At 68.6% G+C, this 13,679-nt stretch carries 12 protein-coding genes; 9 read left to right on the forward strand and 3 right to left on the reverse strand.

Annotated features, from left to right (window positions below; genetic code table 11):
• Positions 1-62: 62 nt before the first annotated feature.
• On the reverse strand, positions 63-1,052 hold the full coding sequence (locus MKK54_RS13190) for a DUF1775 domain-containing protein (RefSeq protein ID WP_244011419.1): 990 nt from the start codon (positions 1,050-1,052) through the stop codon (positions 63-65).
• Between the two features lie 44 nt (positions 1,053-1,096).
• Positions 1,097-1,486 (reverse strand): hypothetical protein, encoded by a 390-nt coding sequence (locus MKK54_RS13195; RefSeq protein ID WP_244011420.1) that lies wholly within the window; start codon positions 1,484-1,486, stop codon positions 1,097-1,099.
• A 268-nt stretch (positions 1,487-1,754) separates the two neighbouring features.
• Between MKK54_RS13195 and MKK54_RS13200 the strand changes: the two genes are divergently transcribed.
• From MKK54_RS13200 to thiL, 9 genes are all read left to right on the forward strand, one after another.
• Positions 1,755-3,053 carry a murein L,D-transpeptidase gene (locus tag MKK54_RS13200; RefSeq protein WP_244011421.1) on the forward strand — a complete coding sequence of 433 codons (1,299 nt, stop codon included), beginning with the start codon at positions 1,755-1,757 and terminating at the stop codon, positions 3,051-3,053.
• Between the two features lie 378 nt (positions 3,054-3,431).
• Positions 3,432-4,736 carry a serine hydroxymethyltransferase gene (glyA, locus tag MKK54_RS13205; RefSeq protein WP_244011422.1) on the forward strand — a complete coding sequence of 435 codons (1,305 nt, stop codon included), beginning with the start codon at positions 3,432-3,434 and terminating at the stop codon, positions 4,734-4,736.
• 155 nt (positions 4,737-4,891) lie between these two features.
• Positions 4,892-5,440, forward strand: a complete 549-nt coding sequence (nrdR, locus tag MKK54_RS13210) for a transcriptional regulator NrdR (protein WP_244011423.1) — start codon at positions 4,892-4,894, stop codon at positions 5,438-5,440.
• Complete coding sequence (gene ribD, locus MKK54_RS13215; RefSeq protein ID WP_244011424.1) at positions 5,437-6,549, forward strand: bifunctional diaminohydroxyphosphoribosylaminopyrimidine deaminase/5-amino-6-(5-phosphoribosylamino)uracil reductase RibD; 1,113 nt, start codon at positions 5,437-5,439, stop codon at positions 6,547-6,549. The genes nrdR and ribD overlap by 4 nt, the downstream gene beginning before the upstream one ends.
• A 1-nt stretch (position 6,550) precedes the next feature.
• Positions 6,551-7,183, forward strand: a complete 633-nt coding sequence (locus MKK54_RS13220) for a riboflavin synthase (protein ID WP_244011425.1) — start codon at positions 6,551-6,553, stop codon at positions 7,181-7,183.
• 389 nt (positions 7,184-7,572) lie between these two features.
• Complete coding sequence (locus tag MKK54_RS13225; protein WP_244011426.1) at positions 7,573-9,057, forward strand: glycosyltransferase family 2 protein; 1,485 nt, start codon at positions 7,573-7,575, stop codon at positions 9,055-9,057.
• A gap of 332 nt (positions 9,058-9,389) precedes the next feature.
• Positions 9,390-9,896, forward strand: a complete 507-nt coding sequence (ribH, locus tag MKK54_RS13230) for a 6,7-dimethyl-8-ribityllumazine synthase (protein ID WP_244011427.1) — start codon at positions 9,390-9,392, stop codon at positions 9,894-9,896.
• Positions 9,897-9,901: 5 nt separating this feature from the next.
• A complete protein-coding gene (nusB, locus tag MKK54_RS13235) occupies positions 9,902-10,396 on the forward strand; it encodes a transcription antitermination factor NusB (protein ID WP_244011428.1) in 495 nt (164 codons plus the stop codon).
• Between the two features lie 5 nt (positions 10,397-10,401).
• On the forward strand, positions 10,402-11,391 hold the full coding sequence (thiL, locus tag MKK54_RS13240) for a thiamine-phosphate kinase (protein WP_244011429.1): 990 nt from the start codon (positions 10,402-10,404) through the stop codon (positions 11,389-11,391).
• Between the two features lie 119 nt (positions 11,392-11,510).
• On the opposite strand, the gene MKK54_RS13245 is transcribed toward thiL, so the two are convergent.
• A complete protein-coding gene (locus tag MKK54_RS13245; RefSeq protein ID WP_244011430.1) occupies positions 11,511-13,658 on the reverse strand; it encodes a sodium-translocating pyrophosphatase in 2,148 nt (715 codons plus the stop codon).
• Between the last annotated feature and the right edge of the window lie 21 nt (positions 13,659-13,679).

Here is a 13,679-nt window from a genome sequence, read left to right on the forward strand (position 1 = left end):
GATACGGAGCCGGGCATCCCCCCGCATCGCGTGGAGGGACCGCCCCGCGACGATAACCGGAATCAGTGGTCGTGATGACCCTGCGCCGCCGGACCGGGCATGGCCCCAGCCGGCTTCATCGCGCCGATGGGCGCGACGCTGAAGCTCACCGGCACGGAGCCCGCGCGCTCGAAGGTGAGGGTGCCCTGGATCACGTCACCGGCCTTCGGCGCGCCCGAGAGATCCTCGAACATCAGGTGAAGGCCGCCGGGCTTGAGTTCCACGGTCTCGCCCGGCTTGATGACGAGCCCTCCCTCCACGGCCGCCATCCGCATCACGCCGCCGTCCATGCTCATGGAGTGGATCGCGCTGCGCGCCGCGAGGGGGATCGACGCGCCGGTGAGGCGGTCCGGTTGCGTGCCGGTGTTGGTGACACGGACATAGCCGCCCGCGACCTTGGCGCCGCCGGGCGTCGCGCGCATCCAGGGCGTGTCGATGGTCAGGTCGCCGGCCTTGACGCCGGACGCAGCCGCCGGCGCAGTCTTGGCCGCGGCCGCCACGACCCGGACGCCCGGGGCCGGCGATTTCAAGGCGTGTGCATCCTGGCCCGCCGCCGGGATCTCGCTCCAGCGATACTGGCCCTTGTCGCAATCCTGCTCGATCGGGAAGTAGATCGTGCTGCCGGGCGCGAACGCGTCGGTGACGCGGGCGAGGAAGGTGAACTCGTCCACCTGATCGTCGGGCAGGCTGCCGCCGGTCCAGGTGATGGTCTTCACGCCCTCCCGGATGTCACCGTGGAAGTACGGATAGGCGCGCGCATAGGCCCCCTTCTCCGTGCTCACCGTCCAGCCGGGCTTCGGCATCGGCTTGGCGCCGACGATGCCCTCGGGAATCGTGACGCTGACGCGATTCGTCGGCTGGCCATTGCAGCCATGGGTGATCTGCACGACGCCGCGATAGCTGGCGTTCGGGCTCGCCTCCTTGCGCTCGAGGGTGGCGTGCGCGAAGGCGGCGGTGCTGGAAAGGGCGAGGATGAGGCCGGCGACGCGCTCGGCCCGGACAATTCGGTTCATGGGTCAGGGTCCGTGTCTGAAGGGATCGAGGGAGGGCGATCGGTTCAGACGGTGGGGGGACCCCGCGGATGGGCGATCGTTCCGGGCGGACCCCGGGCCGAGACAGGGGATTGGGTGCGCCAATCCACGACGTTCACCACCCCACGAGGCCACGAGACGGGCTGCGTCACACCTTCGGGGAGAAGCGCGCCGAGCGCGGACGGAACGGTGCAGCAGGCGGCGGGCCCGTGATGCGCGGCGGCCGGGTCGCCCGGATCGGCCGATGCGCCGTCGATCTGCCCGAGGCAGAGCACGCCATGATCGAGGACCGATGGCAGGGGCGCCAGCCCGCCGAGCACGGCGTGCAGAATGAACGCGTAGAGCGCGATCACCGCCGTGACCGCGCGCAGGGGAGCCGTTCGTGCGCGGCCTGCTCGGGTCGCCCGTGACATCATCGCCGATCCGCATAGCCCATCGGCCGCGCCTCCGCCATGCCGATCGCCCGGCATCACACGGTGCTGTGGCACACGGGCCGCAGTCGAGGGGATGTGACAGGGGAAGACGGGGATAAGACACGCCGCGCCACAATGTGGCCGGGTGACCATGAGTTCTTAACCCTACCCCGACACGTTCGCGGCGCGGGGCGTTCGAGATCCCGGCGTGGCGCGTTGGGACGACGGGCGTCACATGTCGCTTCGTAAATCAGATCAGAGTTCACGTCCGATGCTGAAACAGGCTTTCCACACCCGCTCGCTCGGTTTCGCGCTGCTCGCATCGGCGACCGTCCTCGGTTCGTCCGCGATGGCGCGCGAGGCCGGCGGCTTCGCGCAGGCCGAGTGGGCGCAGGACTACGCGTCGCCCGCCACCATGCAGGTGCAGCGCTCCTCGACGCCGATCCTGTCGCCGCAGACCGTGGCGGCCACCGAGCAGATGATCGAGCGCTACCGGGACATCGTGAACCGCGGTGGCTGGAAGCCGGTCTCGGGCGCCGACCGCCTGCGCGTCGGCGCCAAGGGTCCGGCGGTGGCCGCCCTGCGCCAGCGCCTGATCATCACGGGCGACCTCGACCCGGCCTCCGGCGGTTCGGGCGTTTACGATTCCTACGTCGCGGCCGGCGTGAAGCGCTTCCAGGCCCGGCACGGCCTGAGCCAGACCGGCGCCATGAGCCTGACGACGCAGCAGGCCATGAACGTGCCGGCCGACGTCCGCCTGCACCAGCTCGAGATCAACGTGGTGCGCCTGCGCTCCTACGCCGGCAACCTCGGCAACCGCTTCGTCATCACCAACATCCCCGCCGCCCTGGTTCAGACGGTGGAGAACGGTCAGGTCGTGACCCTGCACGCCGCCGGCGTCGGCAAGATCGACCGGCAATCGCCGATCATGAACACCAAGGCGACGCAGATCAATTTCAACCCCTTCTGGACGGTCCCGGCTTCCATTGTGAAGAAGGACCTGATCCCCAAGATGCAGAAGGACCCGACCTACCTCACCGAGAACAAGATCCGCATCTTCTCGGGCGAGACCGAGATCTCCCCGGCCTCGGTGAACTGGAACTCGGACGAGGGCACGCGCTACCGCTACCGCCAGGATTCGGGCGCCGACTTCAACTCGATGGGCATCGTGCGCATCAACATTCCGAATCCCTACGGCGTGTTCATGCACGATACGAACACCAAGGGCGTGTTCGGCGACGACTTCCGCTTCATCTCTTCCGGCTGCGTCCGCGTGCAGAACGTGCGCGAGTACATCACCTGGCTCCTGAAGGACACGCCCGGCTGGGGCCGCGATCAGGTGGAGCAGGCCATCGAGAGCGGCAAGCGCGTCGACGCCACCCTGGCGAGCCCGGTGCCGGTCTACTGGACCTACATCACTGCCTGGTCGACCCCGGACGGCTCGGTGCAATTCCGTGACGATATCTACAAGCGCGACGGCGTGAACGTGCCCTCGACCCTCTCGGCCCCGACTCCGGTCGCCAGCGCCGAGCAGGTCCAGAGCTTCGAGCCGGGCGACGAGGAGAACTGAGACCGCCTTCCGCTTGATCGAAGCGGAAGACGGTCTCACTCAGCCCGCGCGACGCTTGTGCGAAGCTCAAACTCGCCCTCTCGGAGGGATCAAACGGGTTTGATCTGAGACTTAGGTCTTCGGCAAACCGCTCGGCATTCAGGCCCGCGCTTCCCGGCGCGGGCCTTTTGCGTGGTGGATGCGACGCCACGACACGGGTTGCTTCGTGATCGACGCCACGCCGCGGGCTCTGTGCTGAATTTTTTTGACGACACGCAAAAAAATGCCTGCGCTTGGCCTTGGAACCGGCCGCGTGTAGTAATCCAGCCTTCGAACGCCCGCCCGCTTAACGCCAGCGGATTACGGGTGCGTCCGCCCGTTCAACAATCGAGGCCATCCATGAGCGCCGGTACCGCTGCCGACAAGCACTTCTCCAACTCGTTCTTCGCGGCTCCCCTCACGGAGGCGGATCCGGAGATCGCCCAGGCGGTGGCCCAGGAACTCGGCCGCCAGCAGCATGAGATCGAGCTGATCGCCTCCGAGAACATCGTCTCCCGCGCCGTGCTGGAAGCGCAGGGTTCGGTGCTGACCAACAAGTACGCCGAGGGCTATCCGGGCCGGCGCTACTATGGCGGTTGCCAGTTCGTGGACATCGCCGAGAACCTCGCCATCGAGCGCGCCAAGCGCCTGTTCGATTGCGGCTTCGCCAACGTACAGCCGAATTCCGGCTCCCAGGCGAACCAGGGCGTGTTCATGGCCCTCATGCAGCCGGGCGACACCTTCCTCGGCCTCGATCTCGCCGCCGGCGGCCACCTCACCCACGGCGCCCCCCCGAACGTCTCGGGCAAGTGGTTCAAGCCCGTCTCCTACACCGTGCGCCGCGACGACCAGCGCATCGACATGGAGCAGGTCGAGCGTCTCGCCCACGAGCACAAGCCCAAGGTGATCATCGCGGGCGGCTCGGGCTATCCGCGTCACTGGGACTTCGCCAAGTTCCGTGAGATCGCCGATGCCGTCGGCGCCTACTTCTTCGTCGACATGGCCCACTTCGCCGGCCTCGTCGCCGCAGGCGTCCACCCGTCGCCGTTCCCGCACGCGCACGTCGCCACCACCACGACCCACAAGACCCTGCGCGGCCCGCGCGGCGGCATGATCCTCACGAACGACGAGGCGCTGGCCAAGAAGTTCAACTCGGCGATCTTCCCCGGCCTCCAGGGTGGCCCGCTCATGCACGTCATCGCCGGCAAGGCGGTGGCCTTCGGCGAGGCCCTGAAGCCCGAGTTCAAGATCTACGCCCGTCAGGTCATCGAGAACGCCAAGGCGCTGGCCGACACCCTGATCTCGGGCGGCTACGACATCACATCCGGCGGGACCGACAACCACCTCATGCTGGTCGACCTTCAGAAGAAGGGCCTCACGGGCAAGGCGGCGGAAGCCGCGCTCAGCCGCGCCGACATCACCTGCAACAAGAACGGCGTGCCCTTCGACACCCAGAAGCCCACGATCACCTCGGGCATCCGTCTCGGCACCCCGGCCGGCACCTCGCGCGGCTTCGGCGTCGCGGAGTTCAAGCAGATCGGCGGCTTCATCGTCGAGGTGCTCGACGGCCTCGTGGCCAAGGGCGAGGGCGGTGATTCCGAGGTCGAGGCCAGCGTGAAGAGCCGCGTGCACGCACTCACCGACCGGTTCCCCATCTACGGCTGAGGCGCGACGCGCCGCTCGCGGCGCCTCGCGAGGCGCTTGAACGAGCGCCCCTCACCATGCCATGCAGCGGCCGCGGACCCTCGGGTCCGCGGCCGTTCGCTTTTGTCCGGATCCGCATCTCCCGCGGATCTCCGTCCCTCGCAGGTGTCCGTCCGATGCGGTGTCCCTATTGCGGCGGTCCCGACACGCAGGTGAAGGATTCGCGCCCCAGCGACGACGCGGCGGCAATCCGGCGGCGACGCGTCTGCCCGGATTGCGGCGGCCGCTTCACCACCTTCGAGCGGGTGCAGCTGCGCGAACTCACCGTGCTCAAGCGCTCGGGCAAGCGCGTGCCCTTCGACCGGGACAAGCTGCAGCGCTCCATCGACGTCGCCCTGCGCAAGCGCCCAGTCGAACCGGACCGGATCGAGCGGCTGGTCAGCGGCATCACGCGCCAGCTCGAGAGCGGCGGCGAGGCCGAGATCGGGAGCGAGGCCATCGGCGAGCTGGTGATGGAGGGTCTGAAGGGACTCGACGACGTCGCCTACGTGCGCTTCGCCTCGGTCTATAAGAATTTCCGCGAGGCCAGCGACTTCAAGGCGCTGCTCGGTACCCTCGTCGATCCGATCGACCCGGCCCTCGCCGCGTCGGCCCCGGCCGAGGAGGGGCCGGCCGCCAAGGTGACGGCCCTGCGACCGAAGCGGCAGCCCCGGTCCTCCTCATGAGCGGGGCCGACAGCCGGTTCATGGGCCTGGCCCTCGCGCTGGGGCACCGCAACCTGGGGCGGACCTGGCCGAACCCGTCCGTCGGCGCCGTGGTGGTGGCGGGCGAGGCGGGCGCCGAACGGATCGTCGGGCAGGGCGTCACGGCGCCGGGCGGCCGGCCGCACGCGGAACCCCTGGCCCTGGCGATGGCCGGAGCGGCGTCGCACGGCGCCACGCTTCATGTCAGCCTGGAACCCTGCTCGCATCACGGCCGGACGCCGCCCTGCACGGATGCGATCATCGCGTCCGGTGTGACGCGCGTCGTCACCGCGCTGGAGGACCCCGATCCGCGCGTGGCCGGGCGCGGACACCGCCTCCTGCGGGAAGCCGGCATCGCGGTGACCACGGGCGTCCTGGGGGCCGAAGCGGCCCGCGACCATCGCGGGCACGTCACCCGCGTGACGAAAGGGCGGCCGAGCCTGCACCTCAAGCTCGCGCAGACCCGGGACGGTTTCGCCGGAGCGCCCGCGGAGCGCCTGCGCATCACCGGACCGATCGCGGACGGCGCCGTGCATCTCTGGCGCGCCCATGCCGACGCGATCCTCGTCGGGATCGGCACCGCGCGCGCGGACGACCCCGCCTTGACCGTGCGCCTGCCCGGCCTGACGGACCGATCGCCCCTGCGGGTCGTGCTCGATTCCTCGCTGCGCATCCTGCCCTCGACCTATCTGGTGCGCAGTGCCCGGGACATCCCGACCCTCGTCGTCACCACGCGACGGGCGCCGGTCCACGCCAAGCGGATGCTCGCGTCCTTCGGGGTCGAGGTGATCGGCGTCGATTCCGATCGCGCCGGCCGGATCGACCTGTCCGCGGCACTGCGGGCCCTGGCCGAGCGCGGGATCACGCGGGTGTGCTGCGAGGGCGGCCCGCATCTCGCCGACGCGCTCGCGGCCGCGGATCTGGTCGACGTCTTCACCCTGATCACCGGCCCGAACGCGCTGAACGGCGCCGGTGGACTGCCTGCGATCGGCCCCGCCCTTGCGGATCGGCTCGCGAACGGCGACCTGAAGCCGATCGAGACCCATCATCTCGGTCCGGACCAGGCGGTCACCTACGAGCGGAGCGTTTGAGATGTTCACCGGTCTCGTCAGCGATGTCGGAGAGGTGGTGTCCGTCACGGGCGACGACCGCCTGCGCCGGATCCGCATCCGCTCGCACTACGATCCCGCCTCGATCGCACTCGGGGCTTCCATCGCCTGCTCGGGTCCCTGCCTCACGGTGGTGGCGGTGGAGCCGACCGAGGACGGCTGCGTCTTCGCGATCGACGCCGCCGCCGAGACCCTGGCGCGCACCCATGTGGGCGCGTGGCGCGAGGGCCGGCGCCTGAACCTCGAACGCTCCCTCAGGATCGGCGACGAACTCGGCGGCCATCTCGTCAGCGGACACGTGGACGGGCTCGCCGAACTCGTGGCGCGGGAGGCCGTCACGGGCGGCGCGAGCGACCCGCAATGGGCCCCCTCGGACCGCTTCACCCTGCGCGCACCGGCCCATCTCGCCCGCTTCATCGCCGAGAAGGGTTCGGTCTGCCTCGACGGCACCTCCCTGACCGTCAACACCGTCGACGACGACCTGTTCTCGGTGCTCCTGATCCCGCACACGCTCGCGGTGACCACCTGGGGGGAGCGGCGGGTGGGCGACGTCCTCAACCTCGAGATCGACCTGATCGCCCGCTACGCCGCGCGTCTCTCCGAACGCCCCGCCTGAAGAGCCCGGGACCGTCTCCGCTCGATCGAAGCGGAGACGGTCCCGGATGAGGCGCGTTGCGTCCGCTTTCCCGCGCCCTGGTTTCCAGTCCGAATCCGGGCTCCGAATTCCGGCGCCACGGAGACGTGGCGCCGGCCGGTCCGTCATCGGACGAGCCGCTTGCGCGAAGCGCCCTCGATCGCGACTTCCGCCCTCCGTGCGCGAACCGCCATCTCGAGGCGCCCGATCGGTTATCGACGAGTCCGATTGGATGGCGGGCGGACGCGCCGTCCCGAAAGGCCCACCATCTTCGAAAAATGCCCACCCCGTAAGGTGGCCTAGCTTTACGGCAGAATGTCCTTTAATCGAGATATGACATTTGACGGCGATCGAGCGTCTAGGAAACTAAAATGCCGGATATCTCGCAAACACTCATGGAAGATATATCGCCGCGCACTTCGCCGCAGGATCGCGATGCTCCGATTGTGTCGGTTATTATTTCGGTTTCGTCGGAAAAATTGCACTTGGCAGGTTGCCTTCGCTCAGTCGAAGCGCACATTCCGGCAGATTTGGCGTACGAGGTCATCGTCGTTCTCAACGGAGTGTCCGGGGAATATGAGCAACTGATCCGGCCATCGGCGCACAACGCTCGCTTTGTCAGATCTGAAATTCCTCTAGGCTTCGCCGGCGGCCTCAACCGTGGCCGTGCTGAAGCAACCGGTGAATTTCTCATCGTCCTTCGCGATGACAGTGAAGTTACGGATGGATGGCTCGAGCCGCTGATACGTTGCGCACGGACGCATCCCAACGCCGGCGCCGTGATGAGCAAAATCCTCTTCCCCGACGGCGAACTCCAATACGCGGGCTCATTCCTCTTCAGCGATGGAGAGCGACTGCCGCCGTGGGGGGAGGGGCCCGCTCCATCCGCGGCCGATCTCCAGCAGGTGATGGAGATCGATTGCTGCGCGTCGAGCTCCCTGCTGGTACCCGTCTCCGCGTGGGACGCGGTCGGGGGCTTCGACGAGGCCCTGTATCTCGCGTCCTATGTCGACACGGATTTCTCGATCGCCCTGCAACAACAGGGCTACCAGCTGATGTGCGAGCCCGCCTCCGTCGTTCACCGTCGTCGGAGTTCGAGCACGGCCCGGTACGACAAGATCTTCGACGAGCGGAAAAACAAACGGCACTTCGACGCGAAATGGACGTCCGCCCTGTCGACCTACAGCGATCGGCGCGACGGCTCGGCGTCGGAATCGCTCGAGCGTGCAAAGGAGCGCTCTCGCCGGCATGCAGAGACCGCCAAGCCTCGACCGGCCGCAATGGCCGTGCCGGCTTTCGATGCCCAGGCCCAGGCGCAGCGGATCGCACTGGGCACCATCGATTCCCTGACCGAGTTTGCGGCGTTCGTCGCGAAACGTCAGGGTTCCGAGAAAAAATCCATTCCGATCTACACCTTGGGCACGCCGCTGTTCTTCGGGACAGAGGGAAACGGACATCCGTATTCGGCATCGGACTCCTTGTACGAGCCCGAAACCTGGGGGGCTTGGATCAGAGGTCGCCTCACGCTTTTTCTTCCCTTGGCGATGCGAACGCGCGATGCGGCGCCGCTGCTGCTGAAACTCGACTTCAGGGCCAATCACTTCCTGTGCGCGGAACGCCTGAGTTCGAGCTTCGTGGTGCGCGTCAACGGCGGCCGGGCCTACGAGCATCGTGAAACCCGAACCGGCATCCAGTCCTACACCGCGACGATCGATCCCAGTCTCAGCGATACCCTCGTCGTCACCATCGATGTCGACGATCCGCTGGCTCCGGCCGACGCGGGAATGGGTGAGGATCTCAGGCCGATCGGAATGGCTTTGTATGATCTGACGGTCAGACCGGCCTCGCAGGATTGAAAGCGACGGCCTCACGAGGTCGTCACGGCGGGATCGGACGAGGTTGGGCCGGACGATCCGATCCAGCCGGAAACGCCGCTCGATCCCATCGCAAATTCAGGACTCGCGGCGGGACGGATCGACGGCTGATGGGTCGGCGAAGGCGCGAAGCCGGTAAATCCAGGGGCCGCGCTTGTCGCAGCGGCGCCTTCGGTCTATCGCTCCGGCCTGCGATCAAGGGACATGCCCTGCCGGTCGACCCGTGCGCACCGGTCGACGTCGCCTCGTCAGGCCCAACGGCCGAAGCGGGTCGGCGGCCTGCCCCACGCCGATCGCACCCGTGAAGGCCCCCGATGGTATCGATCGCACATATCAGCCGCCCTGCTCCCGCCAACGTCAAGGGCGCCCGCATCCTCGTGGTCGAGGCGCGCTACTACGAAGACCTCGCCGACGAGCTTCTTGCCGGTGCGCGCGGCACCCTGGCGACGGCCGAGGCCGAGACCGTCGTGGTGACCGTGCCGGGCGCGCTGGAAATTCCCGCCGCGATCGCGATCCTGGTCGAGGCCGCGACCCGGGCGGGTCAGCCCTACGACGCGGTGGTGGCGCTCGGCTGCGTCATTCGCGGCGAGACGGGGCATTACGACATCGTCGCCGGCGAGAGCGCGCGCGCCCTGATGGATCTGTCCGTCACCCTGCGCCTTCCGCTCGGCAACGGAATCCTGACGGTCGAGACCGAGGCGCAGGCCCAGGCCCGCGCGCGCGTCGCCGAAATGAACAAGGGCGGCGGTGCCGCCGAGGCCGCGCTCGCGGTGCTGGCGCTCAAGCGCGCCGCATCGGCGATGCCGGTCGGAGAGGATTGATCGAAATGGCCAGCAACGCTGAGGTGAAGAGCTCCGAGCGGAGCGGCGCGCGCCTCGCCGTGGTCCAGGCGCTCTACGACATGGAAATCTCGGGCAAGGGCGTGATCGAGGCCCTGGCCGAGTTCGAATCCTTCTGGATCGGCCGGGAGGTCGACGGGATCGCGCATCCGCAGGCCGAGATCGCGTTCTTCCGCGACCTGCTGCGGGGCGTCGTGGACGAGCAGCGGGCCATCGATCCGCAGCTCGACGGCGCCCTCGCATCGGGCTGGCCGCTGAAGCGCATCGAGACGGTGCTGCGCGCGATCCTGCGGGCGGGCGCCTACGAGCTGATGTACCGGCGCGACGTGCCGGCCCGGGTCGCGATCACGGAATATGTCGATGTCGCCCACAGCTTCTACGACGGCGACGAGCCGGGCCTGATCAACGGCGTCCTCGACAAGGTCGCGCGCGAGGTGCGTGGCAACGAATTCGCCGGCCTGCCGGCCTCCGGCCGAGGCTGATCCGCGTGGCCCGGCCGGACGAGGACGGGCTGATCGCGCGCTACTTCGCGCCGCTCGCCGGCCCCGGCGCGGACGGGCTTCGCGACGACGCCGCGACCCTGACGCCGACGCCCGGCCACGACCTCGTCCTGACCGCCGATGCCATCGTGGCCGGCGTGCATTACTTTCCCGACGACCCGCCGGCATCGATCGCCCGGAAAGCGCTCGGCGTGAACGTCTCGGATCTGGCCGCCAAGGGCGCGGACCCGCGCGGTTATCTGCTCACGCTGGCCCTGCCCGATGACTGGACCGAGGACTGGCTCGCCGCCTTCACGGCGGGCCTGCGCGAAGGGCTGGCGGCGTTCGGCGGCCATCTCCTCGGCGGAGACACCGTACGGGCGGCCGGGCCGGCGGTGATCGGCGTCACAGCGATCGGCGAGGTGCCGCACGGCACCATGCTTCGGCGGATGGGAGCGCGGATCGGCGACCGTCTCTGCGTCAGCGGCACCATCGGCGATGCGGCCCTCGGCCTCATCCTGCGCGGAGCGTCTCCACCGGCCTGGGCCGGCAGGGTCGATGCCGCGGACCGCGCCGCCCTGATCGACCGCTACTGGCATCCGCGCCCGCGCATCGCCCTGGCCGCCATCCTGCGCCGCCACGCCCGGGCCGCGATGGACATCTCGGACGGGCTCGCCGGGGATCTGGCCAAGATGCTGAAGGGGGAGGGCCGCTCGGCGGAGATCGACCTCGCCGCGCTGCCCCTGTCCGAAGCCGCCGCCCGCGTGCTGGCGGCGGCGCCCGAGACGATCATGCCCATTGTCTCCGGCGGCGACGATTACGAGATCCTCTGCGCGGTCGCGCCGGAACGCCTCGACGCGCTCCGGATCGAGGCCGACGCGGCCGGCTGCCCGCTCACCTGCATCGGCATCGTCACGACCGGCGAGACCAGGCCGACCTTTCGCGAGGCCTCGGGCCGGACGCTCGGCATCGGCACCGGTTCGTTCAGCCATTTCTAGAGTCCCGACGGCGACGCGCCGGGGTGTTTCGCCACGTGTCCTGTCCGCGAACGATCCAGGGCCGCCCCTCGTCGAAGGCCCTGGATTGAAGCGTGATGCGGCTCGGGCTGGCCCGGCGGTCAGCTATGCGCCAGCACCGCCAGGAGCAGCAGGGCGATGATGTTGGTGATCTTGATCGCCGGGTTCACGGCCGGGCCGGCGGTGTCCTTGTAGGGATCGCCGACGGTGTCGCCGGTCACCGCCGCCTTGTGCGCGTCGGAACCCTTGCCGCCGTGATGCCCGTCCTCGATGTATTTCTTGGCGTTGTCCCAGGCACCGCCGCCCGAGGTCATCGAGATCGCGACGTAGAGCCCGGTGAGGATGACGCCGAGGAGGGAAGCGCCGACGGTGGCGAAGGCCTGGCTCTTGCCCGCGATGGCCTGGATCACGAAGAACAGCACGATCGGCGACAGCACCGGCAGGAGCGAGGGCAGGATCATCTCCTTGATCGCCGCGCGGGTGAGCATGTCGACGGCCCGGCCGTAATCCGGCCGGTCGGTGCCGGCCATGATGCCGGGCTTCTCGCGGAACTGCCGGCGGACCTCCTCCACGACGGCGCCGGCCGCGCGCCCGACCGCCGTCATCGCCATGCCGCCGAACAGAAAGGGGATCAGGCCGCCGAGCAGCAGGCCGACCACCACGTAGGGGTTGGAGAGCGAAAAATCGACGCTCACGCCCTGGAAGAAGCGGTACTGCGTCGGGCTCGCATTGGCGATGAAGTAGTTCAGATCTGAGGTGTAGGCGGCGAAGAGCACGAGGGCGCCGAGGCCGGCCGAGCCGATGGCGTAGCCCTTCGTGACCGCCTTCGTGGTGTTGCCGACCGCGTCGAGGGCGTCGGTGGACTTGCGCACGTCCGGCGGCAATCCCGCCATCTCGGCGATGCCGCCCGCATTGTCGGTGACGGGACCGAAGGCGTCCAGCGCGACGATGAAGCCGGCCAGCGCCAGCATGGCGGTGACCGCGATGGCGATGCCGAACAGGCCCGCCAGCGCATAGGTGCTGATGATGCCCGCCACGATCACCAGGGCGGGCAGTGCTGTGGATTCCAGCGAGACCGCGAGCCCCTGGATCACGTTCGTGCCGTGGCCGGTCACGGAGGCGTCGGCGATGGACTTCACCGGCCGGAAGTTGGTGCCGGTATAGTACTCGGTGATGACGACGATGAGGGCCGTGATGACGAGGCCGATCACCGCGCAGCCGAGCAGGCCACCGGAGGTGAAGCTGACGCCCGCATTGGTGGTGAAGCGCGTGTCGAAGCCGCCGAACAGCGCGAAGTTGACGAGGGCGATGGCCCCGATCGAGAGGACACCGGCCGTGACGAGGCCCTTGTAGAGCGCCCCCATGATCGACTGGTTGGCGCCGAGCCGCACCGCGTAGGTGCCGGCGATCGAGGTGAGGATGCAGGACGAGCCGATGGCCAGCGGGTAGAGCAGCATGGCTTCGAGCACGTTGCGCCCGGCCACGTCGGTCTGGCCGGAGAAGAAGATCGCGGCGAGCACCATGGTGGCGACCACGGTCACCGCGTAGGTCTCGAACAGGTCGGCCGCCATGCCGGCGCAGTCACCGACATTGTCGCCGACATTGTCCGCGATGGTGGCGGGATTGCGCGGATCATCCTCAGGAATGCCCGCCTCGACCTTGCCGACGAGATCGCCGCCGACATCCGCTCCCTTGGTGAAGATGCCGCCGCCGAGGCGCGCGAAGATCGAGATCAGCGAGGCGCCGAAGCCGAGCGCCACGAGCGCGTCGATGACGTCGCGGCTGGCCGGGGCCAACCCGGCGATGCGGGTGAGATAGCCGTAATAGAGCGCCACGCCGAGGAGCGCTAGGCCGGCCACGAACATGCCGGTGACGGCACCCGACTTGAAGGCCACGTCGAGGCCGGCGCCGAGGGAGGTCGAGGCGGCCTGGGCGGTGCGGACGTTGGCGCGCACCGAGACGTTCATTCCGATGAAGCCGGCGGCACCCGAGAGCACCGCACCGATGAGGAAGCCGATGCCGACCTTGAGACCGAGGAAATAGGCGAGCGCCACGAACAGCACGAGCCCGACGATCGCGATGGTGGCGTATTGGCGCCGCAGATAGGCCTGCGCACCCTCCGCGATGGCACCGGCAATTTCCTGCATGCGCTGGGTGCCGGCGTCCCGCCTCATGACGTCGTTGATCGTGACGATGCCGTAGGCAACGGCGCAGAGCCCGCCCAGGATGATAAGCAACAATGCTGTCATGCGACCGTCCTTGATGTGATG

It is taken from the genome of Methylobacterium sp. J-068, assembly GCF_022829445.1.
GTDB lineage: Bacteria > Pseudomonadota > Alphaproteobacteria > Rhizobiales > Beijerinckiaceae > Methylobacterium.

What these genes read in the sequence shown, in the direction of transcription:
- ribD (WP_244011424.1), top strand. Translation starts at nt 5,437, where the DNA reads ATGAGCGGGGCCGACAGCCGGTTCATGGGCCTGGCCCTCGCGCTGGGG.
- MKK54_RS13220 (WP_244011425.1), top strand. Translation starts at nt 6,551, where the DNA reads ATGTTCACCGGTCTCGTCAGCGATGTCGGAGAGGTGGTGTCCGTCACG.
- MKK54_RS13190 (WP_244011419.1), bottom strand. Translation starts at nt 1,052, where the DNA reads ATGAACCGAATTGTCCGGGCCGAGCGCGTCGCCGGCCTCATCCTCGCC.
- nrdR (WP_244011423.1), top strand. Translation starts at nt 4,892, where the DNA reads ATGCGGTGTCCCTATTGCGGCGGTCCCGACACGCAGGTGAAGGATTCG.
- glyA (WP_244011422.1), top strand. Translation starts at nt 3,432, where the DNA reads ATGAGCGCCGGTACCGCTGCCGACAAGCACTTCTCCAACTCGTTCTTC.
- nusB (WP_244011428.1), top strand. Translation starts at nt 9,902, where the DNA reads ATGGCCAGCAACGCTGAGGTGAAGAGCTCCGAGCGGAGCGGCGCGCGC.
- MKK54_RS13225 (WP_244011426.1), top strand. Translation starts at nt 7,573, where the DNA reads ATGCCGGATATCTCGCAAACACTCATGGAAGATATATCGCCGCGCACT.
- ribH (WP_244011427.1), top strand. Translation starts at nt 9,390, where the DNA reads ATGGTATCGATCGCACATATCAGCCGCCCTGCTCCCGCCAACGTCAAG.
- MKK54_RS13200 (WP_244011421.1), top strand. Translation starts at nt 1,755, where the DNA reads ATGCTGAAACAGGCTTTCCACACCCGCTCGCTCGGTTTCGCGCTGCTC.
- MKK54_RS13245 (WP_244011430.1), bottom strand. Translation starts at nt 13,658, where the DNA reads ATGACAGCATTGTTGCTTATCATCCTGGGCGGGCTCTGCGCCGTTGCC.
- MKK54_RS13195 (WP_244011420.1), bottom strand. Translation starts at nt 1,486, where the DNA reads ATGATGTCACGGGCGACCCGAGCAGGCCGCGCACGAACGGCTCCCCTG.